21 protein-coding genes and 1 pseudogene are annotated in these 26,940 nt (G+C 59.2%); 11 read left to right on the plus strand and 11 right to left on the minus strand.

Features of this window, described 5'->3' with window-relative positions:
- Positions 1–60: 60 nt before the first annotated feature.
- Positions 61–1,021, minus strand: a pseudogene (locus R1T45_RS03470) (IS481 family transposase).
- A 286-nt stretch (positions 1,022–1,307) separates the two neighbouring features.
- On the opposite strand from R1T45_RS03470, the gene R1T45_RS03475 reads away from it, so the two are divergent.
- Positions 1,308–2,489, plus strand: a complete 1,182-nt coding sequence (locus R1T45_RS03475) for an exonuclease SbcCD subunit D (protein WP_064225028.1) — start codon at positions 1,308–1,310, stop codon at positions 2,487–2,489.
- Positions 2,486–5,902 carry an AAA family ATPase gene (locus R1T45_RS03480; RefSeq protein ID WP_317389210.1) on the plus strand — a complete coding sequence of 1,139 codons (3,417 nt, stop codon included), beginning with the start codon at positions 2,486–2,488 and terminating at the stop codon, positions 5,900–5,902. The genes R1T45_RS03475 and R1T45_RS03480 overlap by 4 nt, the downstream gene beginning before the upstream one ends.
- A 135-nt stretch (positions 5,903–6,037) precedes the next feature.
- On the opposite strand, the gene R1T45_RS03485 is transcribed toward R1T45_RS03480, so the two are convergent.
- A complete protein-coding gene (locus R1T45_RS03485; protein WP_317389211.1) occupies positions 6,038–6,943 on the minus strand; it encodes a hypothetical protein in 906 nt (301 codons plus the stop codon).
- A gap of 1,130 nt (positions 6,944–8,073) precedes the next feature.
- On the opposite strand from R1T45_RS03485, the gene R1T45_RS03490 reads away from it, so the two are divergent.
- The 7 genes from R1T45_RS03490 (at position 8,074) to R1T45_RS03520 (ending at position 15,539) form a co-directional block, all read left to right on the plus strand.
- Complete coding sequence (locus R1T45_RS03490) at positions 8,074–8,412, plus strand: DUF736 domain-containing protein (RefSeq protein WP_064225024.1); 339 nt, start codon at positions 8,074–8,076, stop codon at positions 8,410–8,412.
- Between the two features lie 634 nt (positions 8,413–9,046).
- The gene (locus R1T45_RS03495; protein WP_235602448.1) at positions 9,047–9,223 is read left to right on the plus strand and encodes a hypothetical protein; all 177 of its coding nucleotides are present in this window, start codon (positions 9,047–9,049) and stop codon (positions 9,221–9,223) included.
- A 410-nt stretch (positions 9,224–9,633) separates the two neighbouring features.
- Positions 9,634–10,356: a ribbon-helix-helix domain-containing protein gene (locus R1T45_RS03500; RefSeq protein WP_233501446.1), complete on the plus strand. Its 723-nt coding sequence runs from the start codon at positions 9,634–9,636 to the stop codon at positions 10,354–10,356.
- A complete protein-coding gene (locus tag R1T45_RS03505) occupies positions 10,349–12,289 on the plus strand; it encodes a relaxase/mobilization nuclease domain-containing protein (RefSeq protein ID WP_317389212.1) in 1,941 nt (646 codons plus the stop codon). The genes R1T45_RS03500 and R1T45_RS03505 overlap by 8 nt, the downstream gene beginning before the upstream one ends.
- Before the next feature lie 14 nt (positions 12,290–12,303).
- A complete protein-coding gene (locus tag R1T45_RS03510) occupies positions 12,304–14,217 on the plus strand; it encodes a type IV secretory system conjugative DNA transfer family protein (RefSeq protein ID WP_317389213.1) in 1,914 nt (637 codons plus the stop codon).
- A 66-nt stretch (positions 14,218–14,283) separates the two neighbouring features.
- Positions 14,284–15,018: a TIR domain-containing protein gene (locus R1T45_RS03515; protein WP_317389214.1), complete on the plus strand. Its 735-nt coding sequence runs from the start codon at positions 14,284–14,286 to the stop codon at positions 15,016–15,018.
- A 5-nt stretch (positions 15,019–15,023) separates the two neighbouring features.
- A complete protein-coding gene (locus R1T45_RS03520; protein WP_317389215.1) occupies positions 15,024–15,539 on the plus strand; it encodes a toll/interleukin-1 receptor domain-containing protein in 516 nt (171 codons plus the stop codon).
- Between the two features lie 40 nt (positions 15,540–15,579).
- Here R1T45_RS03520 and R1T45_RS03525 read toward each other — a convergent pair whose 3' ends face one another.
- The gene (locus R1T45_RS03525) at positions 15,580–16,929 is read right to left on the minus strand and encodes a hypothetical protein (RefSeq protein ID WP_317389216.1); all 1,350 of its coding nucleotides are present in this window, start codon (positions 16,927–16,929) and stop codon (positions 15,580–15,582) included.
- A 156-nt stretch (positions 16,930–17,085) separates the two neighbouring features.
- Here R1T45_RS03525 and R1T45_RS03530 point away from each other — a divergent pair.
- A protein-coding gene (locus tag R1T45_RS03530) for an IS5-like element ISPso2 family transposase (RefSeq protein ID WP_101754952.1) occupies positions 17,086–17,843 on the plus strand; the annotation gives its coding sequence in 2 pieces (ribosomal slippage) (positions 17,086–17,410 and positions 17,410–17,843; 759 coding nt in all).
- Between the two features lie 81 nt (positions 17,844–17,924).
- On the opposite strand, the gene R1T45_RS03535 is transcribed toward R1T45_RS03530, so the two are convergent.
- Positions 17,925–18,533 (minus strand): hypothetical protein, encoded by a 609-nt coding sequence (locus R1T45_RS03535; RefSeq protein WP_317389199.1) that lies wholly within the window; start codon positions 18,531–18,533, stop codon positions 17,925–17,927.
- Positions 18,530–19,669: a toll/interleukin-1 receptor domain-containing protein gene (locus tag R1T45_RS03540; RefSeq protein ID WP_317389200.1), complete on the minus strand. Its 1,140-nt coding sequence runs from the start codon at positions 19,667–19,669 to the stop codon at positions 18,530–18,532. Before R1T45_RS03540 ends, R1T45_RS03535 begins: the two co-directional genes overlap by 4 nt.
- A 233-nt stretch (positions 19,670–19,902) precedes the next feature.
- On the opposite strand from R1T45_RS03540, the gene R1T45_RS03545 reads away from it, so the two are divergent.
- Positions 19,903–21,306, plus strand: a complete 1,404-nt coding sequence (locus R1T45_RS03545; protein WP_317389201.1) for an HET domain-containing protein — start codon at positions 19,903–19,905, stop codon at positions 21,304–21,306.
- A gap of 260 nt (positions 21,307–21,566) precedes the next feature.
- On the opposite strand, the gene R1T45_RS03550 is transcribed toward R1T45_RS03545, so the two are convergent.
- From R1T45_RS03550 to R1T45_RS03575, 6 genes are all read right to left on the minus strand, one after another.
- The gene (locus tag R1T45_RS03550; protein ID WP_317389202.1) at positions 21,567–22,547 is read right to left on the minus strand and encodes an ATPase, T2SS/T4P/T4SS family; all 981 of its coding nucleotides are present in this window, start codon (positions 22,545–22,547) and stop codon (positions 21,567–21,569) included.
- An 82-nt stretch (positions 22,548–22,629) separates the two neighbouring features.
- Positions 22,630–24,072 (minus strand): TrbI/VirB10 family protein, encoded by a 1,443-nt coding sequence (locus R1T45_RS03555; protein ID WP_317389203.1) that lies wholly within the window; start codon positions 24,070–24,072, stop codon positions 22,630–22,632.
- Between the two features lie 2 nt (positions 24,073–24,074).
- Entirely contained in the window at positions 24,075–24,797 is a 723-nt protein-coding gene (locus R1T45_RS03560) for a TrbG/VirB9 family P-type conjugative transfer protein (protein WP_306005481.1), read from the minus strand.
- Between the two features lie 5 nt (positions 24,798–24,802).
- Entirely contained in the window at positions 24,803–25,483 is a 681-nt protein-coding gene (locus R1T45_RS03565) for a virB8 family protein (RefSeq protein ID WP_064225012.1), read from the minus strand.
- 17 nt (positions 25,484–25,500) lie between these two features.
- The gene (locus R1T45_RS03570; protein WP_317389204.1) at positions 25,501–26,514 is read right to left on the minus strand and encodes a type IV secretion system protein; all 1,014 of its coding nucleotides are present in this window, start codon (positions 26,512–26,514) and stop codon (positions 25,501–25,503) included.
- Positions 26,515–26,940 carry a hypothetical protein gene (locus R1T45_RS03575; RefSeq protein ID WP_233501452.1) on the minus strand — a complete coding sequence of 142 codons (426 nt, stop codon included), beginning with the start codon at positions 26,938–26,940 and terminating at the stop codon, positions 26,515–26,517.

The following is a 26,940-nucleotide window of genomic DNA, read 5'->3' on the forward strand; positions in this document are numbered from 1 at the left end:
TACCGGTTGCCCTGGAATCCGTCGTGGATCATGTTTTCCATCGCGCGCAGTTGGTGCGCGTTAGGTGTTTAGTCCCGGCATCTGGTGGATCGGATTTAGGATGAATCTGTCTGGCTCGGATGTCCAGATCTTGCAGATGTATTCGTAGGGCGTGAGGCCACCGAGGGTCATGAGCCTGCGCGCGAAGTTGTAGGCTGCCATGAAGTCTGCGAGATGCGCCTCCAATTGGTCATGGTTGTTGTAATGGAATCGCTTGACCGTCGCGTCCTTGATGGTGCGATTCATTCGCTCCACCTGACCGTTGGTCCACGGATGGTTTGGCTTGGTGAGGCGGTGCTCGATGCTGTTGGCTTCGCAGATCATGTCGAAGCGCATCGGCCTTGAATAGGCGGTGTTGCGATTGCGCGGTTGCTCTGCGAACTGAATGCCGTTGTCGGTGAGAATTGTGTGGACCTGATAGGGCACGGCCTCGAGCATTTGCTGTAGGAACTCCCAAGCGGTCTTGCGGTCTGCCTTCTCTACGAGTTGGGTGACTGCGAACTTACTGGTCCGGTCAATACCGACGAACAGGTAGAGCTTGCCTTCAGCAGTCTGAACCTCGGCGATGTCGATATGGAAGAAGCCGATGGGGTATCGTTTGAACTTCTGGCGCTTTGGCTTGTCGCCCTCGACATCAGGCAGCCGGGAAATGCCGTGTCGCTGCAGACACCGATGCAGCGCCGAACGCGTCAAATGCGGAATCGTTGGTTGAAGGGCATAAAGACAATCGTCCAGCGGCAACAAGGTGTGCCGTCTGAATGCGACGATTGTCGCCTCCTCTGCTTCGGACAAGACCGTTGACCGGGGCTCTTTCGGCCCAGTCTTCAAATCCTCGACAGTCTGGCGTTTACGCCACTTCGCCACTGTTTTTGGATTGATGCCGAGCCTCCTGGCTCAGTTGCGCGAGCGAAGCTTGCGATCGCTGTATTGCAGCTCTGACGGCGTGCGTGGTCGTGGCGCTCCCATGACGAACTTGTCCCATAATGCTTCCTTCCATTCCTGCGAAAGGATCGCACCATCAAACCTTGGGATCAAACACCTAAGGGAAGCCCTATTAGGCATGCTGCCAAAATTCAAATTACATTGCACTCACGACTATCAGTTTTACATACTTGCGAACATCGATCGGGATGCAGGAGGGCACCACCACCGAACTGCGCTAAGTGGCGGCGGCCAAATTGAGGAACAAAGACATGTTCAATAGCAACTGATAGCTATTGTGATGTATCAAAGAAAAACCGCATCTTTCGCGGAAACACGGACGGAATATGATGCGCCTCCTCGTTTCAGCTGACATTCATCTTGGATCACCCATCCGATCCGTGGCGCTACGGAACCCCGATCTTGGCGACCGGCTGAAACAGGCCAGCCGCGACACCTTTGCCGAGATCATCGACCTGGCGATTTCGGAGCAGGTCGATGCTTTGGTGCTGGCGGGCGACATCTTTGACAATGGTTACCCGGATTTGAAAGCCCGGGCCTTCCTGATTTCCCAGTTGGCGCGTGCTTCCGAAGCTGGTGTGCCCACGGTGCTGATCAGGGGTAACCACGATGCGCTGTTAGATCACAAGGCGCATGGAGATTTGGGGCCGAATGTCCATGTTCTGCATAATGGTGCACCGACGGTCGAGATCGGTGGCACGGCTTTCCATGGCCTCTCCTTTGATGCGGCACATGTGGCAAAGAGCTTTCTTCCCGATTATCCGCGACCGGTGCCGGGCAAGCGCAACGTCGGGCTGATGCATACCTCGCTTGACGGTGCTCAGGGTCATGATCCCTATGCACCCTGCGCCGAACGGGACCTGATGGCGTATGGGTACGATCTCTGGTGCCTCGGGCATATACACGCACCCTTCGAGCGTGTCGACGGACCGGTACTGGCGGTCATGCCCGGTATCCCGCAGCCGCGCCATTTTGGTGAGCGCAACGGTGGCACCGTGACGATTGTTTCGGTGGGCGAGGGCACGCCGGAATTCGAACGCCGCGCCATTGGTCACCTTGGCTTTTCCGAATGTGCGCTGGATTTGAGCGCCTGTGCTGACCAACAGGAGGTCTTGCGCAGCTTGCGCGACACATTGATGTCCGCGCAAGTGCCGGGACGCGATATGGCGGTGCGCCTGCACGTCACCTCGGATCGCCACGGGACAGAACTGGTGACGGAACTGGCGGCCGAAGTGCTGGATAGCATCGACGGTGTATTCCTCGACAAGGTCAAATCTGCTCCGCCGCCCCGCAAACCGGGAGCCGAGACTGACGATCTCGTTCGCCTCATGCAGGACGAACTGACCGAAGACGGCTTTCGGCAGGCCGCTCTGCAACAGCTCGAAGAACTACGCCTCGCCCTGCCATCAGAAATCATGGACGAGCTGGATGAGAGCGGGCTGGATGCACTACTGGAGGAAGCGATAGCGGAAGTTTCTCTGACGTTGCACGCGGGGGCTTTGCAATGAGGCTGAACCGGTTAGACCTGATCCGCTATGGCCGTTTCAAAGACGCCGAGATTGTATTTCCAAGGCCTGTCGAAGGCGTCCCCGATGTGACGGTGATTTTTGGTCCAAACGAGGCGGGCAAGTCCACGGCCTATCATGCCTTTCTGGAATTGCTTTTCGGGTTTAAAGGCGGGGCACATCCTTATGCCTTCAAGTTTGAGCGAAGTGATCTTTTGGTGGGGGCAGAACTTGACCTGCCCGGGCGCGGGACCATGGCCTTGCACCGTAACAGCAAGAGGACGCAATCACTGTTGGACGCGCAGGACCGCCCAATAAACGAGGCGGTCCTGTCGGGTGCTTTGCACGGCCTATCGCGAGAGACTTATGAGGAACGGTTTTCGCTCAACGAGAAGGGCTTGCGCGAGGGCGGCGAACGGATCGCCGGGGCGCAGGGAGACCTTGGGCAACTTCTGCATGCGGGTCTTTCTGGCCTGACGGGCATGGCGCAAACGCTAGACGCCCTGGCGGAGCGAGCCGACAAATTTCATAAGAAACGAGGCCGGGGCAACATTCTGAAAACCGGTAGCGATCGCCTGAAAGAGATTGGCCGCGAAATGCGGGCTGATCGCCTGACGACAGAGCGAGAGCGCACCCTGCGTCATGATCGTGATCGGGCAGCAGCCGAGTTTGAGGGGGTTGATGCCGAGCTGCGGCAAACCCATCAAAGACAGGCCGCGTCAAAAGCTGCGGAGGTCTGGTATGATCGAACTGAGGAAATAGGGCAGCTTACAGAGGCCTTGGTCGATTTCCCCGACGGCCCCGACCTCCATCCCGGCGCGGCAGAGCGTGTGGCGGGCCTTGTCGAAAAAATCGCCGCGCAGACGAGCCGGATCGCGGAGGCGGAAGAAGAGATCGCCAAACAAGATCAGGTCGTCGCAGACAACCCAGTCGACAAGCTGGCCCAGACGTTGACGGCAGAGTTGGAACGTCTCGATCAACTGACCATCGATGGAGCTTCGCTTATGGGACGGGCCAATACGGCGCGGGCCGATCTTGCCCGGCGTCGCGAAGATCAGGAAAAACTCAGTCGCCAAATAGACGCCGTTTTGCGGCTCCTCCAGGTGCCAGATGCGCCGGCATCGACTGTTGCCCTGGAGGCAGGCGTTCTTGAGGATCTTGCAGCTGCAGTCCAGGATTGCTTGACCGCCAGTTTTTCAAACGACGCCGCACGGGCGGCCGCCGAAGTAGCCCGCGCCCAACAGGGCGAAGCGCCCGCTGAACCGCAAGACATGTCTGCGCTGCGAGCCGCCTTCGATCTTTGGAAGACTGTGGCGGATCTTACCGCGTTCGAGACCGACCAAAGCCAAGCTTTGGCGCGTCTGATCAAGGTCACTGCTGGTCTGCCGGGGTCCTGGAAAGAACTGATCGCCGAGGGCCTACCGGCGCGCGAAACGCTCGACGAAGTCGGTCGGAACTGGGTGGCCCTGACCGCCGACCTTGCGTCGGCGCGCAATGACCTCGACGCCCGCGCAGCAGAACTGGCCGAGGCGCGAGCCCATCTTTGTGCGCAAGAGGCCGCGCCTGACGCCGTTGACATTGTCATGACCGAAGAGACCCGGCGTCGGCGTGACATGGTTTGGCAGCAGCACCGGGACGATCTGACCACCGAGACCGCGGATCAATTCGAGACAGCGATGTATGCTGATGATGGCACCCGCGCGCATTACCTGATCGGCGCAGAGGCCCGGCAGCGTCTGCTCGCGGCGCAAGGTCAGGTGCGGACCGCCGACGCAAGGTATGGGACCGCAAAGACGCGTCACGACGACTTGGTCACTCTCCGTGACCGCCTGTCGGAGCGATGTTCCAGGTTGGCGCTTGCATTGGGATTGGGGGAAGATGCGACCCCCTCAGCCTTCAGCGCGCGTCAGCAGGCACTGACCGCAGCGGCCGAAGCGGCAGCCGAGCTTTCCAATGCGAAAGAAGCGTTGAAAGCCCGTCTTGCCCATCAGGAGGTGGCCCGCGACGCGCTGATTGATGCTGCGCGGCCCCTTGGACTTGACCCAGCGAAAGGTGATCTACCCGCGCAGGTGCAACGCGCATTGACGTTGGAGGATAGTGATCGCAAGGCTTGGGCCAAATGGCAGGACGGCGAGAAGACCATAGCCAAGCTGAACAGCAACTCGGAGGAATGCCAAACCGACTGCGAAACGGCGCAGGGGAATCTTGACCGGTTGACTGCGGCGCTGCCATTGCCGGATCGCTCGCTTGAGGCAATTCGAGCCGCCCTGCCGCACCTGCGCAGCCTGCAGCAGCTTTATGGCGAGCATCAAAAGCTCTCCGCTCGGATCGAGGCCCTGGAGCAGGCGATTGCCGCCCTTGCAGAGGGCGCGCAGCGTTTGGCTCGAATTGAGGATGATCCTGAGGATGAGACAGGTATCGACCCGGTTCAAGTCATCGACCGTGCTCGTGCGCGCGTGGTTGTATCCACGCGGGCTGACGAGAAACGAGTTGAGGCCGTGTTGCGACGGGATGAAACAGGCAAGTTAAAACGCCGGGCAGAGGGCGAGCTTCAGACTGCAATCGACGATCTGAACGGTTGTTTCGAAGGGCAGGGTGGGCAAGACCTCTCGCCGCGCGACCGGGTCGCAAAGCTGGTTGAACGGGATCGTCTGCGCGCCAATAAGGCAACGGCGGACCGCGATCGGCAGAAGGCTCGCGATGGCGTAGACGCCGATCTCTTTGCCGAGGAATTGGACCGGATGCCGGATGCCACACGTGCGGCAGAGCTGGAACTCGCCCTGAAAGACGTACAGGACTCCCGCGACACCGCCCGCGACGCACAGCGCGAGGCTGCCCGTCTGTACCGCGACGCTTTTGAGGCCGCCGACCGCAGCGATCTCGCAACCGAACAGGCGACACTGCTCGAGGAACTCCGGAGCGGTGCCCGTCAGGCGGCGGTGGCTCGGCTCGGGGTTCTGGCGGCACGCGGGGCACTGCGTCGCCTTGCTGAAGAGCGGCGCAGTGGCATGTTGCGCGATGTTGAAGAGGCCTTTGTCACCATGACCACCCCCGCCTGGACTGGTGTTGACGTCTGGAGCCAGGCGGAAGGTGAAAAGCTTGTTGGTATCCAATCTGATGGCAGCACGGTTCCTATTGAACAGATGTCGACGGGCACGATGGGCCAGTTGTACTTTGCGCTGCGCCTCGCTGGATATCGCAGCTTTGCGCGCGACCCAGGGCCACTGCCGATGATCCTGGATGATATCATGGAAACCTTCGACGATACGCGCGCTCGGGCCGCCCTGCAGCTTTGCGCCGAGATTGGCACAAACGGGCAGGCAATCCTCTTCACGCATCATGCCCATCTGGTCGAGTTGGCACGCGACTCCATCAAAGGGGCGACTGTCGTGAACATGCCAGATTTACTGTTCTGAGTCGGCGCCGGATTTGCGTTTGCACATAGACGCGCTGATGGCGGGAGTGTTTTCCCCTGACATTCACGTTCCCGGAAATTTTCTTTGGGGGGTATGCCCACGAGGAATACGGCGGTTTCAGGCCTGCATACTGCTTTACCGTGGCTGGACGATGATCAACTGCGTCTCGAACACATGCGCGGCGATGTCTGCCACTTGCCGGAGTACGGCTGCTTCGCTTCCGAGAGGCTTGGGCTCACGCGACATCGGAGGTTCGGGTTCCGGCATGATTGCTGCGTCAGATTCTCCTTCCACGATGGACCTTCGCGTCAAGGTTTCAACCACCGGAATGTCCCCCCGGTCAGAAATAGAAGTATCTTGTGGCATACCTGAGCCGCGGCGCAGCTCGGCTTTCTGCCGCCCGCGCCGTTCGGCCTCATGCATTTCCGCCACCAGCGACGGCAGGCGTTCTCCAAGCGGCTGATCGTGTTCCTTCAAAAAACCGTTCAGCTTGTCCTCCAACCCTCGGTTGGTTAGCACTTCGAGAACGCGTGGTTCCGAACACAGCCATGTATTCCCACCATCGAAGGCGACATGGTGTTGCTCATCGTCCAATGGGCCTATCATCCGTGGAGCCACGAAGAGCGAGCGCCGGGCGACATCAGACCGACTCCAGGCTTGATTGATCTCGTTTCGCCTGTGAAAGTGGGGTGCCGCGTAAAAAACGAGGTTTGAGCCATCATCTAACGCCAGCAGGAGTTCATGCTGATCGGAGGTCGTCGCTTCGGTGATGGGGAAACGGTAGTAGGGAACGTTCAGTGTCCCGCCCAAGGCCACGACGGCTTGGTGTTCCTTCGCCGTTCGGCGGACCATACAGTGGGATCGTTTGAATTGCAGAAACAAGGGAACACCTGGCCGGTCGAGCTTCACATCATAGCCGCCCCCTGCTTTGCCTTCCTCGATCAGGCTTGGGAACACGGGTGCGGCTGATAGCGCAACCCAACCGACGAGTTCATTGGTAAGGGCGAACCCGTAAGAGAATTCGGAAATTTCAGGTTTCATTTTTCAGCCGCCGTTGCCAGTATCTTTGAAATCACGCGGATCGGTGAACCGGCTTCTGCACGACTTCTTTAAACCCGATGATTGCATATATGACTGAAGTAACTCTATAACAAAAAAGGGAATTTTATGGACACTACCGCCATCCCTCCCGAAATCCGCCACCAGTGGAATAGCGCAAATATTCCAATCATCGTCCGTTCCGGGATTTCAGGCGATAAGCTCACAGCGCGGTTGCCATATCGTCCCGATAATCGGGGCTGGCTTTTCGGTCTGGCAACCGGACGCCGGAAGCCCGAAGTACAATGGGCTCCCGTCGAGAAAGCCTGGAAGCTACCAGTTAGTTGGCTCAATCGTTTTGTTGACAGTGGCTTGGAACGATATGGACGGCTCTACGTCGTTCAGCCCTACCGTGAAATGGAGAAGTGCGCGCCCGCTTGTCGGAACGCCGTCGGACACGATTGCCAGTGTTCCTGCATGGGCGCGAACCACGGCGCAGGTGATGGCGGTGGATGGTTCGACGTCTCCGAGACGTTTTCGTTCCGATGGGGACCGCAATCTGCGGCGATCAGGTTGATGACCCGAAAGGCATGAACAAAGCTATCGGCTCAGTCGTCAAACGAAGCTCGTAAGTGTTGGCAACGGTTTTTTGGGACCACTGTCACCATTAGTCGGCATGGGTGTCTGCCAGTCTGCCTAGGTGCATTAGTTTGCTTGGCCTCCTCCTGGCTGTCCGAAGTGCCGCACTTTGACTCGTTGTTTCCCTTCGCTTGCTCGGCGCTCTGCTAGGCCCACCATTTGTTCGTTCATAGGTATCATGGATACTTGCCGCGGTTTAGTTGGGAGTGAAAATGAACCCGATGTGCCCTGGTGCGTCTGTCGGTGCAATTCACATTTCCCACCGCGGCCATCGCACTTCTCCCGATTTGTTGCTTTGCATGACATGCTGGTCGCAGCTGTCGTCCCGTCCACAAAGGTTGTCGCCGATCTTTTTCCCTTGGCCCTGCGGGCCATTCCTCGCGCAGCAAAAAGACCGGCGCCTGCCCCTCTCCGCTGCGCTTCGCCTTCGGTGTGGTCAGGCCTTGGCCAGCTGCAAGTTGACCATCATTGCAACGCAAACAAGGAGAAGAGCAATGACCACGAACTGCATCAAATTCACCAGCGCCGATGTTGAGACCGCCAAGGGCGTCGGCTCCATCTCGACCCTGACCTTCGACCTCGACATCACGGTCGAACCCGTCGGGAGCACGAACCCGATGGCCCCCACGCACCGCGTCCTCGGTCGCTCCCCGCGCGGCAAGCTGGTCGAGTGCGGCGGCATCTGGAAGAAGCAGAACAAGGAGACCGGCGCCGACTACTACACGCTGACCATCCGCGACCACGGCTTCAACGCCAACCTCGGCAAGGCCGCTAGCCAAGACGATCCGTCCCTGCAGGCCGTCATCCCCTGGGGCCCCAAAGACGCCGCCTAAGCCATCGGCCAGACCGCTCCGGCGGTCTGGCTTTTTTGTCGTTCCGGGGAACTACCTCTGGGCGGGCCCAAGATCGGTGTCCGAAGAACGCGGCATATTTCGGACGCGGTCATAGTAGCGGGCCGTCGGACCAGGTGGGTCATACACGCTGTTGGGATCCTTCTCTCTGGCTGCGTCGAGGATCGTGTGAACCCTTGACGGCACCAAAGGCCTGTCGGGGGTGCTGGTGGTTCATCTCGCAATAGAATCCCATTCTTTCTCTCCCTCCAGCAACCTGCGTCTGGGTCGTCTTGGCGAAGCCACTGGGTATGCAAACACATCGTTGGCAGCCGGTGATGAAGTCGCAAATCAACGTCATGCTTCCGGGGGCAACGTCTCATGTCAGGGTCACCGCCGCGCACCTTTCCGTCGACCTGTTGGCCTGTCAGATCGCTAGCCCGGGGTCGAGCGGTCGGCAACGCCGGAGGCAGGTTTCTGGACGGCAGACGCCTTGAGCTCTGCTGGGCATCGCTCACAACAAACCTGCCCCCGGCGTGCTCCATTTCATTCCGCCCCGTGGCGGGTGCAGCCCGCTCTCATGCCCCCGGTCTTTTCCACGATCCGTCCAACGACGATCAACGGAAAGGATCACACCATGACACTCGAACAATCCATCGACCTCGCCGAACTGCAAGCCGACATGGCCTTCGATGCCTACCTCGCCGCCTTCGATGAAGATGCCCATCCTGAGTTTCTCGACAGCCTCGAGACCGAGGCACTGATCGCCCGCGGCCGCTACGAAGATCTGCGCAATCAGGGACTGGGTCACTGACCCATGCCCTTGCGGGTCTTCGGGTCCGCAGGGGTCCGACGCCGTCTCTCAGAAGCTTCGTGACGCCCTCAGAGGGTGTGACCTGCGCCATCCCGCGCGGGCCGATTTCGTGTTCCTGGCGCCCAATCCGTGGCCGGCTCGGGCGCTCGATATGTGCGCTTTCACGCGCTGCTCGGGCACCAGTTTCCGCAGTCTCTTTCCGAGCAACCTCTGTCTGTCGATGAGGAGAGCGCCCATTCAGCGCCTCGCTGTGCAGGGTTTTGAAGACGCCGCCAAGCCATGCAAAAAGTTAAAACATGCAAAACGTAATATTGTGCAATGTGATGTATTGATGTATAAGCGAAGGAGAAAAGAAAGACGTTGGCAGGATATGGCCAATGTTTGCACATTTTGTCCGAGGGGTCTGACCCGTGCCGAGGCCAGCGAAAAACCTTAAGTTCGAACAGCGCATCGAAGTGGCGCGGCGTTTTGCTGCGGGCGAGAGCGCGAAGGACCTGGCGGCAGCATTCGACATTTCCCCGCGCCATGTGAACCGGCTCGCGAAAGAGGAGGCGGGCGAGGGCGTCACGGTGCGCGATCCGAGCGAAACGGTGGCGTTCCGGGCCAGTCGATCTGAACTGGAAGCCTTCGATGCCGAGTGGCGCGAACGGGGCTATGCCAACCGGTCACAGGCGCTGAATGCGGTACTGCGCGGGCGGTGCGGATTTCTCGATGTGCCACGCGATCTGGTCGGGGAATTCTGCGCGGCCTGGCGTCAGGCGAAGGATGTGAGCGACGCTGGATTGGCACTTTCCAAGGCGGTGCATCGCGGCTTGCTGGAAGTCTCGGAGGCGGACCGCGCCGTGCTGATCGAACTCTTCGATTTGGCGCAGTCGATGAGCCGTGAGATGGGCCGGATGAAGGATGCCGCACAAGCACTGCGTCATCAGGAATGGCCGCAAAAGGAAGAAGGGCAGGGGGCGGAGAGCGAGGTTCTGGAGGACGGCCCGCGCGTGGCTGGCGGCGGTCTGAGGCTGGTGCCTGAGAGTTCCGGTTCAGATTTGGATCGGGGTTCGCTGCCTCTCGGTAAGCCTCGAACGCGAACCCCGATGCATGACTGTTCGATCGTGAACCGGAACTCTCGAAATGGCTGACCCCCTCGCCCTCTACACCTCCGTCATGGGGCGGCTCTGGGAGGATGAGCGCATCCGCGGCCAGGCCGCGGCGCGGATCGACGCGCGGCTGGCGGGCCGTCGGCAGGGTCGGAGCTTTGCGCGCGTCGGATCCCTGTCGGCGCGCAACGCACTGAAGGCGGCGTCGGGTCAGAGCCGCGCGGCGGTTTTCAAACGGATCCGGGCAGGGGGCTGCAAGACGCGCGCCTCGCTCGGAGCGCAGATCTCCTACATCAATGACAAGGCGGTCTACACCTACTCGACGATGACCAACGCGCTGACCGACGCGGAGGTCCTGACCGACGAGCAGAAGGAAGACATCATCGAGGACTGGGCCGGGACCTGGCGCGGCTCGACCAAGCTCGGCTTTACCTCGCACATGCTGCTGTCCTTCCCGACCGAAGTGACGGTCGACCAGGTGCGCGACATCGCGATGGACTGGACCGAGCATTTCTTCGAGAGCGGCGAATACGGCGATCAGTGGGACTATGTCCTCGCGGTTCATGACGACCGGGCGCACAAGCACGCGCACATCATCCTGAACAATCGCGGCGTCGAAAACGGGACCTGGTTCTCCTGCTGGGCCGAGGGCGTGATGTCGCCGCAGCTCATGCGCGAGAAGCAGGCCGAGATCGCGGAGCGCTACGGTGTCATGCTCGACGCCACGACCCGGCTCGAACGCGGCATCTTCGAGAAGCCCGCCGGGATCGAGGAGATCTACCAGGCCAAGGAAGAGGCTCGCCTGCCGCGCGAGATCGTCATGACGGCCCAGGAATCCGCCATCGCGCAGGCGCAGGTGGTGGGCTTCGCCAAGGACTACAAGAACCTCGCCGACCTGCTGGACCGGATGGACCGGCGCCACATGGCGCGCGCCGTGCGCGGCATGGCGGACGGGCTCGGCTCCGGCACGCCGTGGAACTTCACCGAAGGAGAGATAGACATGAAGGACATCAAGACCGTCGGTGACGCGATCGACTATTCCGAGCGCACGATCGAAGCGCTCAGGCTCAAGGCCGAGGAGCTGGACCCGGCGGAGCGTGCCGCTTTCGAGGCCAAGGCCGCGCCGATCATCGCGGACCTTTCGCAGATGGTGCCAGACCCGGAGCTGCGCGCGCGGTTTGGCAAGCAGCTCGAGGAACCCTATCCGCCGGGGGCGGGCAGCGAGGAGCTGGTCGCCGCGCTGCAGTTCGGCAATGACGAAGGGCTGCGCGACGTGCTCGAGCGCGCCGAAGAGGCCGGCATGGACAGCGAGGAACTGGTGGCCCGGATCACTGCCGGCGGCACGCGGAACTACGGCATGGCGCAGGACTGGGTCGAGCGGGACATGAACGCGGTACTGGCGAAGGATGGCCTGAGCATCGGGACCGCCAATGACGACCAACTCGATGCCGCGCTCGAAAAGGTCGACGGCGTGATGGACGCGCTGATGGAACGCGCCAAGGAACTTGGCGTCGAAATCGGTCGGACCCTTGCCGACGAGGAGGAGGCGACACTGCCGCTCATCGACGAAGACGACCGGACGCCAAATCCCTACCTGCAGGACCTTGCCGACATGCTGCGAGACGGCAAGCTCACCGAGGAACAGGAAGAGACGGTCGAGCGGACCCTGCAATCTGAGCTTTTCAAGGAACTGGGCGAGGAAGGCTTGGCCGAGCTTCGCCGCGGCAACTTCGAGGTGCTGGACGCAGCCCTTCCGAGCAAGCTCGACCAGATCACCGTCACGCAGGAATTCCTCGAAATGACCTTTGAAGAAACTGGCGACCAGGTCTTCACCGACCGTGCCGCCGGGTTGCAGCCGGACAAGGCGACCGAGGTGGCACGACTGCGCGGCCAGCAAGAGGCGCAGGAGCTGGGTCGCGATCTCGGCCGCGCCAAGACACTGGATCGTGGTCTCGATGACGAGATGGAATTCTGAAGGGGATGACCACCATGACCAAGACACTTCCTCTCTGGGCCGCGCTTCTCTTCGGCGTGATCTGCGGCGCCGTCATCGGCACCATCGTTGCCGCCTTCTACCTGACCCTGGCCCTTAAAACCGAGTTCGGCAGTTTCGACATGCTGGCCCTCTGGAAGGCCAGCGCCGCCACCCGCGCGGCGCATCCCGAGGCCTTCAAGGTAGGCTTCGGTGCCGTCGGCTTCGGGGCGATCGGCCTCGGCGCGCTGGCGCTCGCCTGGACCTGGAAGAAGGAACGGGACGACTACGGCTCGGCCCATTGGCAGACCAAGGCGGAGCTCAGGAAGAACGACATGCTGCAGGCCCCCGGCAAGGGTTTTGCCTGCGGCAAGCTCGGCGCGCCGAACTCCAAGGCCGAGTTCATCTCCTCGACCACGATCCCGCATGTGATGATGGTCGCTCCGACGCGCGCTGGTAAGGGTGTCGGTTTCGTGATCCCGAACCTCCTGAGTTTCGCAGGGTCTATGGTGGTACTCGACGTGAAGGGCGAGAACTTCGAGAAGACCGCGCGGCTGCGGGCGGTGAACGGCGATGAGGTCTATCAATTCAGCCCCTTCGACTGGTCCAATGCTACACACCGCTACAACCCGCTCGCCCGGATCGCCAAGGCGCCGACATTCGCGCAGCGTTTCACCGAGGTCTCGATCCTGGCCGATCTCTTCCTCGACAAGGACAACAAACAGCTCGATACCTTCTCCGAGGCCGGAAAGTCGATCTTCGTTGCGGCCTGTCTGCTGGCAATCCAGCGCGGCACTCCGAACCTAGGTGAGGTGAACAAGATCGTAGCCGGGGGCGAGTACAAGAACGCCCAGTACAAGGCCTATGCCGACGAGGCCAAAGAAGACATCCTGCGCGAGCTCTGGACCAACGCCGCCTCGGCCTCGTCGCGGCTTCTGACCTCGAACATCCAGGCCCTGATGACCGCAGGCCTCAAGCAATGGGACAACCCGGCCGTGCGCTCGGCCACCGAGGCGAGCGACTTTGATTTCTCGACCTTCCGGAAGACCCCTCAGTCGCTCTACATCGCGGTCTCCGAAGATCACATCGCGACGCTGGCGCCGCTCCTGCGCCTGATGTTCGCCGATCTCATCGCCTCAATCCGCCTGAACGAGCCGGGCCCGGACGAGCCCTGGCCGGTGATGATGATGATCGACGAATTCCAGCAGATGGGGGCGATGCCCTATATGGAGCGCGCGATCCATTCGCTGGCGAGCTATGGCGGTCGGGTCGCGATGATCGCGCAGTCACTGGCCTCGCTCGACCGGATCTACGGACCCGAAGGCCGTGAAAGTCTCGAGAACGGGGCAGGGCTCAAGCTCTACATTACCCCGCGGGACCAGCGGACGGTGAAAGAGGTCTCCGCCGCCGTCGGCAGCACGACCCGCGAGGCGGTCACCCGCATGTATGGCCGCAACAAGGGCTTCCTCGGCGCGACGTCGACCTCGGCGCGGTTGGAAGAGCGGCCGCTGCTTTCTGAGACAGAGGCACGGCTGATGGACCCCGACGAAGTGATCATCCTCGCCTCGTCCCAGCACCCGATCAAGGCGAGCCGGATCAAGTATTACGACGATCCCTTCTTCAAGGACAGGCTGGCCCGTCAGGAGGGAAAGCCGTTTCCATACCCACCGAGCGTTCAGGGTGTGGGGCCATGGGGTAGCGATGGTGTAGCGAATGGCACTGAGGAAGAGCCGCAGAAACCAGCCGAACGTGCGCCTGTCCGGGATCGTTCACAGCGCCGGGAAGCAAGGGCGATGAGCGTGATGGCGATGGAGACAGGGCGCGGGCAGCCCGAGCCGGAGACACTTGAGCGGGAAGCGGCGGTGCCTAAGGAATGGGAGGCGGCGCTCGATCGGCAGGACGATTTCATCGAGGAGTTGCTGGGCGACTAGCATTCGTTGGTATCAGTCTTGCCAAGATGAGAACGGACCTTGGTCACTACCGTTGAGTAAGGTAAAATGTTGAAATATGTATTAGAAAGAAGTTTTGTAAGTCTTGGAAAAGTTGATTGTGAAAACTGGGCGATCAGTAAAGTAGTCGCAAAATGTCGGAGAATATTTCAGGTGATACTAGGCCGAAATCAGCAGCCATCAAAGCGTCGGGTATTTTTCTCGTTTCATTACCAGAATGATGTTTGGCGAGCTAATCAGATCCGACAGTCATGGCGACATCAGCATGAAAACACGCGCGAGTCATTTGGTTTTTATGATGGAAGCATCTGGGAGCGGTCGAAGCGTGAAAGCGATGATTCGCTGAAGGAACTCATAAGGCAAGGAGTTAAGAATACTAGCGTAACTTGCATCTTGGCTGGTTCGCAGACTTGCGAACGCCGATGGGTGCGCTACGAGATCGCCCGAAGCATACTGAAAGGTAACGGCTTACTTACTGTTCGCATCCACAATATGCGGAATTCTAAGGGCCAACTCAGTGTCAAAGGAGAGAATCCACTTGACTGTATGGGTGTATACTTGGCGGGACCCGGCAAAATATTACTTTGCGAGAAGAAGGGTAGCACTTGGGAACGGTATGAGGACTACCAGCAGACAGTCACCCTTCCAGCAAGCTGGCGAAAGCCGACGTCGACAAATGTGATTCGATTGAGCACCTATGCAACTGACCACTGCTACGCGACTCAGGCCGGCAGCCAGTATTTTGGTCAATGGGTGAGAGATGCCGCAGCATCTGTAGGATAAATAGAATGATCGATCTAAGCTCACTGCTTACCTATGCGCCTGACACGACTATTAGAAAGACCGAACGCGTTGTCGAAGAGGCGCGTGCTCGTGGGGATCAAACGGCATTTCTATCACACAGTCATACAGACGCCGTTTATGCCAAGCGTGTGCAGGCATTTTTGGAAGCTCAGGGTTGGCGCGTCTACATCGACTGGGAAGATGCAACAATGCCTTCTAAACCGGACAAAGAAACAGCACTCAAGATCAAGGATAGGATCAAGCGGCTTGATTGGTTCCTATTTCTGGCAACCAAGAACTCTATGAGCAGCCGATGGTGTCCTTGGGAGATCGGGATTGCCGACGGCGTCAAAGCCAACGAACGGATTATCGTAATTCCGACGCGTGATGGATACACAAACTATGGAAGCGAGTATCTCGATCTGTATAGATACATCCATTCAACAACTGACGGCGGGTTTGCAACTTTTGACGCAGGGAGAGCACAAAATGGGACAATGTTGAGAAACATGCGGAGGTAATCACAATTAGCAGATCTGAATCGTCCGCACCTTTCAAATGTTATTTTGCCATCCTGCGTAGCAATGGGTCGATTTGATCATAGAGCCTGTGTTTTTCCGCGATCTGAAGAGCAAGGCGGGCGGAAACCTTTGCGCCGCCGATATCAAAACATGCGAGCGATGCTCGTACATGCTTTCGCAAGGCGCGCACCCGAAAGCCAGGACTGGAAGTGTTTTCCGTCATCAAACTAAGGCCCTCTTCAATCCGGCGACGAGCCGGACCGAACTTGAAAAGAAACAATTCGGCAAACCCTAACTCTGTCAGAAGAAAGCCGATTTGGCCGGGACCGGCATCGTGCCGAATTGCAAGATTCAGCGCTTCTGTGAAGTCGCGAACGGAAGCGCGAAACTTGTGGTTTCGGTGGTTTATGCTCCCGCGGATAGGCAACAGCGAACCGCGATATTTGGAATCGCGGTCTGCCAACCCTGCTTCGACATATGCGGAAGAACGCGAAAGCATTGCAGAGCGATGGCGAGTGGAAACCCGCTTGGATATGCTGTAGTACACGCTGGCTAAATTGTCAAAAAGATCTCCGATATCTGGCAGAGAAGGATCAAATAGCGCTGCACCTGTTCGCAATCTCATACCAGCCAACGATCCAAGCGCCGCGACGTTTCCTAACCATAGATGTGCATGTAACCCTCGCCAAGCAGCGGCACGCGACCACGTCTTGAACGCTCGATCCCAAAGTGCGACAGTCTTCGGGTCAGTCGTCTCAGAAAAATGATTTATCATCAATGCGCGCATTGCGATCCAAGTGCGGCTCAAGACGCGATTGGTCTGAGACTGTTGGTCGGCAAGAATAAGGTAGTGCTCCGCCACATCAAGTTCTGGATGGGCTTTCGTGGTGCCACAAACTGTGTCACGCAAGAACTGGGGCTCAACAAAAAGTGCGCGATTGGACCAATCATTATGCCGCGCCTCGACAAGCGCGTCAGTCAAAGCTGCTGTGCTGCGCAGGGACGTACGCTTATCGCGGTCACTCCAGTCTAGATCCAAACGCCTTAGAATTTCCGTCTCAGCTGTTGCAAGGGAACTAGTTTCAATCAATTCGACGTCAGACTTGAGTGATGAAAGCAGTTGAAGCAACGGAGACGGGGTGGAAGACTTAGTTACTTTCACATAGTGGATGGGTTTTGAGAGCAAGACGGCTTGAAAGAGTTCAAGCTCAAGAAAGGAACTTTCCGACGGGGCACCGCGAACATGCAAATGAGAACCATATTCTCCAGTGTCGACAAGTATGAAAAGTTTGCTTGCTTCAATGGCATCAAGGCAGGCATCGATGATTTCGAGTTGGTCGATGCCGTGATCAGGGTTCAGATGTTTTGCGTCGCGCTCAGCTACCCACACGCGCCCGCGTGTGTCGTTCTCGAAGCGTTGCCCGATGCGGACGCGGAGATCGCGGAGTTCAGTACTGTTCCAGCTAGAAGCAAGAAAAGCTAGGGTCAGGATGCATTGATTTCTGTTGCGCTACGTGATTCACGCCTCCGAAAACGGAGCGGTGACATGAGCGATCTCTTCTGGCTGACCGACGCGCAGATGGCGCGCCTGGCTCCCTTCTTTCCCAGGTCGCACGGGAAGCCCCGGGTTGATGACAGACGGGTGCTGAGCGGGATTATTTTCATCAATCGCAATGGCTTGCGTTGGCGCGATGCGCCCGCCGCGTATGGCCCACATAAGACGCTCTACAGCCGGTGGAAGCGTTGGAGCGAAAAGGGCATCTTCGCGCGGATGATGGCCGGGCTGGCGGCGGAACACGGCGAGAAAACGACCGTGATGATCGACGCAACATACCTCAAGGCCCATCGAACGGCGACCAGCATGGCCGCCAAAAAGGGGGGCGTGGTCGCCTGATCGGTCGAACCAAAGGCGGTATGAACACCAAGCTGCACGCCATCTGCGACAGTCAGGGGCGACCGATCGACCTGTTCGTCACCGCTGGACAGGTCAGCGATTATATCGGCGCTCGGGCCCTGCTGAGTGGCCTGCCAAACGTCAAATGGCTACTCGGGGATCGTGGCTATGACGCTGACTGGTTCAGAGAAGCGTTGCAGGACAAGGGGATACGTGCCTGCATCCCAGGCCGGAAGAAACGCAAGACGCCGATCAAATACGATAAGCGGAGATACAAGCGGCGTAACCGCATCGAGATCATGTTCGGCAGGCTCAAGGACTGGAGGCGCGTCGCGACCCGCTATGACCGATGCCCCAAGGTCTTCCTCTCAGCCATCGCCCTCGCGGCTCTCGTCATCTATTGGTTATAAATCCTGACCCTAGATGGTGGTCGGTCTTATCCGCAGGCGTTGCTTTTGCTGTATTCAAGTTGTCCATCGCGACGGCTCCCGTCAGCGATCAAGTTTGCGCTGCCTAATTATGCTCATATCAACATCCAATAATTCGTAGAACCAGAAAGTGAAATCGACTGCAGTCGCGAGTTCTGGGCGAAGCCATGGGGACTGCTCAAATAGGTGTCGGGAATATCCGCCTGGGGACGGTATTGGGAGTGTGAATGCGTTCGGGTTCTTCTCTCTGAAGAGTGCGTACTCTTCGGCAATCCCTTCCATCCCACCTATGAACACAGCTCCAACAAAATTGTGCCGGGTCAGCATATGTCGACGCATAATTTCAAGGCTTGCGGACCGATCACCCGGGACGGCCTCCGTCTCGACGAAATTCCCGAACTTGATATTCTCTTTGGGGTAATTGTTCTTGAAATATGCACTTTGATAGAGGGTAACAACGTCGGGATAGGAGACGTCATATCGCTTTGCAGCTTCCCAGATCATCGGAGTGATGGCCGGTTGTCCGCCCCAAACCAGATGATAGCGGCCAAGTATGACCTCGATGAGCGCAGAGACAGCCTCCCGGATGAGAAAGGGATCGTAGTCTTCTGAGCCCAATCGGCCCTCAATGGGCACACTTGCGGAAAGGAATATGGAGGGCGTCGCTTTCATCCGAGGATCCCCTTTAGTGCCTGATAGGAAGCTTCGGCTTTGATCCAGTGGAACCTGTCGACCCGTTCACCAAGCCATTCCAAGTGTTCTTGCCAGCTCTGGAGGATTCCGATGTTGTCATAGAGCAAGGCGCATTCATGTTCTTCTGCGTCAAGAACAATTCTGTTGACGACTTCTGATGTAGGGACGCCGACAACCGGATACACACGAAGCTCCTTGCCTTCCGGAAATGTTGCCAGAACCCTGCGGAGCTGTCCTGGTCCGCTTAGGTCACCCTTGAATTGCTTGACGGCTGCCCGAAAGGAGCCAACAAGATTGCTTTGTCTTACAGCCACACTTTTGCTTCGAAGACGCTCCACACCGTCGGCGAGTCGATCCAAGGCACTTGCGGTAAAGGTTTCATCCTCGGTAAAATCTGCATCCGAAAGCGCAAGCGTATCAGTCACGGAAAGATTGTTGTCTCGCACCACACCTGGATAGCCGATGCGCAAAATAGAAGCCTTTTTGAGATTTGCTTGTCCGAATTCTTCTGTGGTCCAACGACTTTTAAAGTAGGAAGTTGTATCCAACATCAGCATGACGTCGCAGTCGCTGAGATGATGCCACAAAACATCTTGGAAGACTGCCCCTGGCCTAATCTCGTGAGTATCTAGAAAGACGTCGAATTGCCTCTCGCTCAGTTCATCAAAAAGTTGCAGGGCTGCTTTGCGTGCTTCGTTTCGTCGATAGCTGAGGAATACTCTCCTTCGCGAAGGCATCAGGCCGAGCGCTTCGATCGCCGCGGCAGCAATGCGAGTGGGGGAGTTTGGACCACCGGAAGGCATTGCGTTATACGCGGAGACATTGGTTGGAAGTTCTATGCTACATCTTTCAAGCGATGAAACAATTGGAATGATCGGATCGTAGTCGGAGAGCGCAGGGGGACGAGTGTAAGCAAGCTTTGAGTCATTACCAAAGAACAGGCCGACAGCCGAAATCTTTGGATTCTTACTTGTGATCGAACCATTTAAGTCGATCACAACCTCATTGCCCACAGACAGACCAAATTCACCGAGCTGTTTGGACAGAGCTTCATTTATTTCTTTCGTGAAATGCTTGGTATGGCCAAAAGCACTGATTTGATAGATTGGATTCATGGCTACAATATTCCAAAGGGGCTACGCACTTGTTCAGGCCGTGTCGCAGAAAATGTTTCAGCTTACGGTGTAAGTGAAGCACTTTTGGACACGCACCGTGGCCTACGTTTGAGGTTATTCTACCGCAACGCGTCGCCGGAAGTAAGCCGCCGATGCCAGAACAGTCTTGAGTTCCACGCCAACAAGGATAGGATTTTTGCAATCGCGAGATCCGTCGTGAGAGGTGGTAGTCCATGTTCAGGTTACTAGAGCCAGAGAACCAATCGACGCCGCCCGATGCGCCTTCCATTGTGATGTTCGGGAAGCGATGGGTGATTTGTGAGTATGCCCAAATAGCCGATGCGCCAACTTACACTTGCCTCTCCTATGCTTGGGGGGAGGAAAAGGTCAGGAACTCGCTCAATGAGGGCCCCGAAATATCAGCCAGAACTGTTCCATCCTTAAGGGCGGCCGTCGCCTCGTCTCAGTCACAAAGTTGTTGGTCTGACAATATCAAATTCAGCCATAGGGGCGAGGCTGATAAGGAAGAGGCAGCACAGCGTGCCGCGCTCAAAGCATCACGGGCATTTTGGATTGATGCGTTTTGCGTCCCTCCTTATGATCCCGACCGTGCTGCCTGCCTGCAAGAAATGGGTCGAATATTCAGCGCGGCGTTTCAGGTAATCGTCGTTCTAACTTCGCAGTGCTCATCCGCAATCAAACGTGTCAGTCATACCGAAGGAATTGAACCATGTGAACTATTATCACTTGAACGGGAAGATTGGGTCAGCCGTACCTGGACATATCAGGAGGCGGTCAATAGCAGAGCTTTGTATTTTTCTGTTGAAGATGAAGAGAACCTAATCGTCTCCGGGAATGACTTTCTGAGGACCATTGTGTACGCTATTGAAAAATACAAGGAATTCCATGAATTCAACAATATAGCTTGGGTACAGACCCACCCCGGACTGAACAATCTGGAGATGCTTCTTGCTGACTACCTAATCGCTGACTATACGGATCGATCTGCTTACCAAGTGATGTCGGTCATGGGGCATCGGATTTCTGAGCGCCCTGAGGATTTCTTCTATGCCATGATTGGCTCCATCACGACGGCTTCATCAATACTGGAGGTAGGCGAAACCTTGCCACCAGCTGAATATTTCATGAGCGTTTGTGAACAGAAGGGCGACTTTTCGTTCATCTACAATACTGCCCCGCGCAGCGAAATAGACGGACAGGGCTGGCGTCCGCTGGAAGAAAAGTTTTCAGCTGTCCTTCCCGGTCTGATTATCTTTGGAAGCGGTGAGGCCGGGGTCCGCGAAACGAAATACCTCAAGCTAGAGAATATGTTCCGGCCCATCCCTGGAGCCATTGCTGCCGATGGTTTAAAGGCCGCGAGCTGGTTCATGGGTCCGCAAAGCGAGGGTCTATTGTCCGACGCCGTTGCGTCTGGAGTTCTGAAAAGACTTCAAAGTCTTGGGCTTCACCGGATGCGGCGAATATCTAGAGTTCGAAACCGGGTTCTTCTTTCCACAGTCGAAACCCCAGCTGTCGGAAGGGCTCTTTGTGGCCATTTCCTGCGAGATCAATTGGGTGACTGGCGGACCAGGGTTGCTCTTGCGGTCCAATTCTTCAGACGTCAACGATTTCGTTGACGTTGGCGCATTCGTAGGACGAAATCCAAAGTCTGGACAGGAAATCAAGGTGCGCTGAGAGGGCGTAGCATGCAAGAAGCAGCCGTCAGTTCACTTCTTTCGAAGTTCGGTCGTCGCAGGTTTCCACATAGCCTCCACCTTTTCCGACAGGGCCAATCAGATCCTTCTGCGTGCTGAAGCACTGATTCATCTCGATAGATTTACAGCTGACAATGAAACGTCAACGTCGGGCTGCTCTTGGTCATTTTTGTCCCTCAAACTCACCGTCCCGGCAGATAAAACTCCGTAATCCCTCGCTTGCCCTCGGCGCGGCCGAGCTGCACGATCACATCGATGGATTTCCGGATGTATTCGCGCACTTCGGCGAAGGTCAGCGGTGTGCCAGCCTGCAGCACCATGATCGCAAGCCGGTCGATGGCGAGTTCTGCGGTTTCAGCGTGGATTGTAGAGACCGACCCGCCATGGCCGGTGTTGATGGCTTCGAGATAGGTCAGGGCCTCGGCCCCGCGCAGTTCGCCAACGATGATCCGGTCGGGTCGCATTCGGAGGGAGGCCTGGAGAAGGGCGTTGGCGCTACGTTGCGAGCCGGAACCGCGGTCGGCCAAGAGGGCGACGGTGTTGGGTTGACCGGGGAAGAGTTCGAAAGCGTCTTCGATGGTGATCAGCCGTTCGCGTTCGCTGACATGAGTCAGAAGGTGGCGGGCGAAAGTGGTTTTGCCGGTCGAGGTCCCACCGCTGATCAGGACGTTGAGCCGCCCCTCGACCAGGGTCTGCAACGCGGCTTCGAGGTTCTCATCTGCCAGACTGGCGATGTTCTTCATTTTCTCGGCGCGGAGCGCGTCCAGCGACACGGCCTTGCCGAAGAGATAGGCCGGGGCGTAGTCCCGGACGCTGCCCGAGGCGAAGAGACGGATGGTGATCGAGGCACCGCGATCGATGGCGGGCGGTACGGCGACCTGGACCCGAAGCGGACGGCCTGCATATTCTACCTTGCCGGAGACGAGGGGGTTCTTTTCAGAAACGCGGGCCTTGGCATCGCCAACGATGGTCTGGGCCATGTTGAGGGCTGTGGTCCGGTCCACGGTCTGGCCTTCGTGGCGCATGGTGGCGTCGCCTGCAACCTCGAGCCAGACCTTGCCATCCGGGTTGATCGCGATCTCGACCACGTCGTCGCGCCGCAAGAGGTCGCGGAACGGGTCGAGATAGCGCTCGAGGTACGAGGCTGGTGACGCCTGCTCCATCAATTCGGCGTTTCCGGTAAAATTGGATCTGGTTTCTCTGCCTCTCGCCTGCGGCTCGAACGCGAAACCCGACGCTTCTTTTTCATTGTGAACCGGAACCCCCGTAGATCACCACATCCCGATCCACGAGCACGGTGACCGAGGCTCCCTGATCGACATAGATCGTTGGCGCGATCGAGACCTGGTCGGCGATGACCGATCCGACCGCGTCCTGAAGGTCGCTGCCGACATCGCCCAAGACGATGCTGGTGGTGTCATTGTTGGCACTCTCCGCCGCCACGGCCGGTGCCGCCCCGATCACGGAAATCAGCGCCGCCCCGCCGAAGCGCTCGGCGAACCTGGTGTCGACGAGACCGGTGAGGCCTGAGCGGCCGAGCTGATCCCCGCCCACGGCAGCGATTTCCATCGAGGTGCCGTCCGGGGTCAGGACGCGGGTCCAGACGATCAGGATGCGCTTCTGGTGCATCTCGATCCCGGATCGGTATTGGCCAAAAAGCCGGGAGCCCCGGGGGATCAGGATCCGGTCCCCGGAAAATGATGGGACCGGTTCGGAGACGACCGCCACGACAGACCCGGGCAGGTCGCTGTTGATGGCGGTCTGGAGCGCGGCCTGAATGACAGACCCTTGGGTCAGCGTGCGTTCGGGGTGGGTGAGGCGGGCGGCCTCCTGCACCTCGAGTGGTCGCGCGCTTTGCAGGAACTGCTCATTGCCGGAAAGGACCGGTCCGCCGGTGCCAACAGCAGCAGGATCGGCCACCGCCGCGCCACTTTGGCCACCCCGCGGGCCGTCGGCATAGACCACGGCGGGGGATTTGATCTGCGCGGTCAGAAGCTCCTCGGCAACCCGCTCAGCCTCGCGGAGGCGCTGCTCCTCTTCCTGACGGCGGCGTTCTTCGAGAAGGCGCTGATCGGCGATCAGCCCTTCACGGTCCAGTTCGGCCTCAAGTCCCTCGCGCTGCGCCCGTTCCGCATCGAGCATGGCTTGCAGCCCTTCGATGCGGGTCTCGGTCTGGCGCTGCAGGTTGGCCAGCTCGGTTTCCTTTTCGGCCAGTGTTGCTTCAAGCGTGGCCTTCTGTTCGTCGAAGGCTTCGCGCAGGTCCGCAACGGCGGACTGGATTTCCGAATTGCGCGCGGCCTGGCTGGCGGCGAGGGCCTCGCGCAGCTTGGCGATCTCGGCCAGAACCTCGGCGCTCGCCTCTGGGGCAGGGGCGGCGGGCACATCGAGCGCTTCCTCGACGGCGATCAGCGCGTCATTGACCCGTTGCTCGGTCTCGTCAGGCGGGAACTCCAGCCGTCCGCCGGTGCCGGGGCGTCGGTCCTGGAAGGTCTCGACATCAGAGGTCTCAAGCGCACTGTCGCCTTCCTGCAGACCTGTCGCCAGGAAATACGCGACCCCGGCACCGCCAAGAGCGAGAGCGGCGGCGAGGGCGCCGACCCCGAGGCTGTTGCCCCGGCGTTTGGACTTGCCGCGCTGGTTGAACTGGTCGAGGCGGTCCTGCAGGTCGGGAGGGGTTTGATCTGCCATGGTCAGTTGCTCACGTAGATGGCGCTCTCATCGCGCCAGGCGCAGATCGCCTCGTCGCCGATGCGCAGCGTCCAGTAGGTGTTCACCCCGAGCACGCGGACGGTGTTGCTTTGCTGCGTCCAGTTGACCGTGCGCTCGCGGCCCTGGTCGTCAGCCTTGAAAAGGGCGGGCTGTCGGCCGTTTTCCGGGAAGACGAAATACGTATAGCGCCCGTCGTCATAGATATGGCTGGGGCGGAAATCCCCCTCGCCCGAGACCCGGTAGTTGTAGTTGCGCGGCGCCTCGAACCCCTTGGGCTGGGTTGCACCCACCGTGCGGCGTTCCTCGTCGGGGTAGCGGAAGCGCACCTCGAAGAACATGCCGGTGCGGTTCGGGATCGAGCCCTCGCGGAGGTGGAAGGAATAGGTGCGGCGGTTGGTGATGACCGTCATGTTGGTCGATGCCTGCGCCACGTGCGGTTTGATCGTCAGCACGTTGCCAAGCTCGGGGATCGGGTCGACCTGGAAGCTTTCGGTGTCGCCGACGATCACCGCCTCGAAGCGTTCCCCCGCCCCGAAATGGATCGTTGTCGAATGCCTCAGATCCGTTTCGATCCGGTAGACCTGGTTTTCGTTATAGACGGCGGTGCGGATGCGGATGTCGAGCGGGCCGCCTTGCGGCGTGGCCTCGGCGAGGGCGGCAACAGGAAGGGCAAGCGCCAGGAAGAGCGCGGGCAGGGAATTCATCTTGGTCAGTTCTCCAGGGTCTCGGCGTCGACGCGGTAGGAGGTCACCACGAAGCCCAAGGGGTTGGCCCAGACGTCCTGAAGGCGCTGGCGGGTTTCGGGTTGGAAGTCGTAGCCGACAGTGGCGACATAGGACCGGGTGACGGTGCGGGTGTCGCGGGGACGGCGGAGCGTGCGGGTGAAGCGGACCTGGGCCACGCCGCGCTCGATCTGGTTCACGGACTTGATCACCACCTCGATCTTGGCATCGCGCCCATAGACGGTGATCGGGTAGTCCTCGTTGGTGGAGGACCAGAGATCGCGCAGCGTGCGGGCGGCGTCACCATCCGAGCGGTCGAGCACCGAGTTGATGCGTTGCTCGCCATCGGTCAGGTCGTAGGTCTCGCGATCGTCGACATAGGCCACGAGATTGGCCTGGATGATGGCGTCGCTCTCGGAAAGGGTCAGCGCTTGGACCGCGGCGACCCGGTCCATCTCGCCGGTTTCCTTGTCGACCACGACAACGAAGGTCTCGGTGGATTTGAGCGGAAAGAGGCTCGCGCCCGCGACCATGCCGGCCACGCCGACTAGCACGCCTGCCGCGGCGACGAACCAGGCGAAGCGCTCGCGCCGCCTGGGCCCGTAGATGAAATCCGCCTCAAAGGCGTCGCGGTCAGGCGCGGAGGAACTGGTCACAGTCTTCTTCAAAGTAGTGGTCTTTCAAATCAGGGTTTGCGGAAGGCCTTGGCGGCGGAGAGGAGCGCGCCAGGGCTTTGCCGGATCATCTCGCCGGTCTTCACCACGCCTGTATTGGCCATCTGGTTCAGCTCGTGCGGAGACTTGCCGGTGACGAGGCGCGAGGTCGCGCCCGTGCCATACTCCCGCGTGTTCACGAAGCCCTGCCGCGCGAGGCCCGTAAGACCCACGGCATTGGACGCAATGCCCACGACACCGGTGAGGTTGGAGGCGATGTAGGGCACCGAGGCCATGATCCCGGCGCTGAGGATCAGGATCACGAGGAAGGGTAGGATCAGGCTGACGGTTTCGACATCGCCCGGATCGGCGGAGGCATCGCCAATCGCTTCGGCGATGGCGACGATGATGCCCGCGGCCCCGGCGGCAGCGACAGGCATGAGCGCATAGCCGATGGTGGCGCGGGTCCAGGCCTCGAAGAGCGACTGGGTGGGCTTGAAGAGCGAGGTCACGATCATGAAGGGGGCGATGACGATCATCAGCGCGAAGACGATGCGAGCGAAGGCGATGATCCCGGCGGTGACGGCGGCGAAGACGGCGGAGAGGACGAAGAAGATGGCACCGAGCACCGCGCCGAAAACCCAGCCCGCCCGGTCGCCGATCGTGTCGCCATAGGCGGTGATGCGCGCAACCATGTTGTCGAGGCTTTCATAGACCCCGGCCTCGTCGCCCGAGCCGGTGAGGGCGAGGATCGAGGCACCGATGGAGTTGGGGACCTGCGTGACGATGCCATAGATGACGCTGAAATTGTCCCAGCTCTGCGCGAATATCCCCACGAGTGCGACCTTGATGCCGAAGGCAAAGCCTGTGCCGAAGGGCAGGGGGCGCAGCTGCATCACGGCGTTGATTCCCAGAAGCACGAGCAGCAGTGTCGCGCCCGCCGAGATGACGTTGCCGACCGAGGCTGCGGAAGAGACAAAGCCGTCCTGCGCCACGGTGTTCACCGCGGCGTCGACCTGCCCGAGGATGTCGCGAATGACCCCCATTTACTCCGCACATCCTGCGGCAATTTGGGCTTCCAGCTCATCGGCCTTGGCGTAGAGATCCAGCACCTTGAAGGGCAGGTGCGGGGTGTCCGAAGTCTGGAACCGGGGCAAAGCGTCAAGTGCCTGATCCCAGGTGAACTGGTCCAGCAGGCAGGTGCAGCTTTGCGAGGCGAGCGCCTCTTCGGCGATCAGGATGCGCAGGATCGCGCGGTAGCCGTTGCGTAAGTAAGCGGTCTCGGCCAGATCGGCGGGTGGTTTCGGGACACGGCAGGCGTCGCCCTCGTCCCGCGCGATGGCCATCGAACTGAAGGGCGTATTGCTGGACGGGTCCGTGCTCGGGGTCTGGGCCAGCGCGGCACAGGGCAGGGCACCGAGCACTAGCGCGGCGAAACCAACGAAGCGAATATCCGGGATAGTGAGGCGCAT

This window comes from Sulfitobacter sp. LC.270.F.C4, assembly GCF_032922545.1.
Classification (GTDB): domain Bacteria; phylum Pseudomonadota; class Alphaproteobacteria; order Rhodobacterales; family Rhodobacteraceae; genus Sulfitobacter; species Sulfitobacter profundi.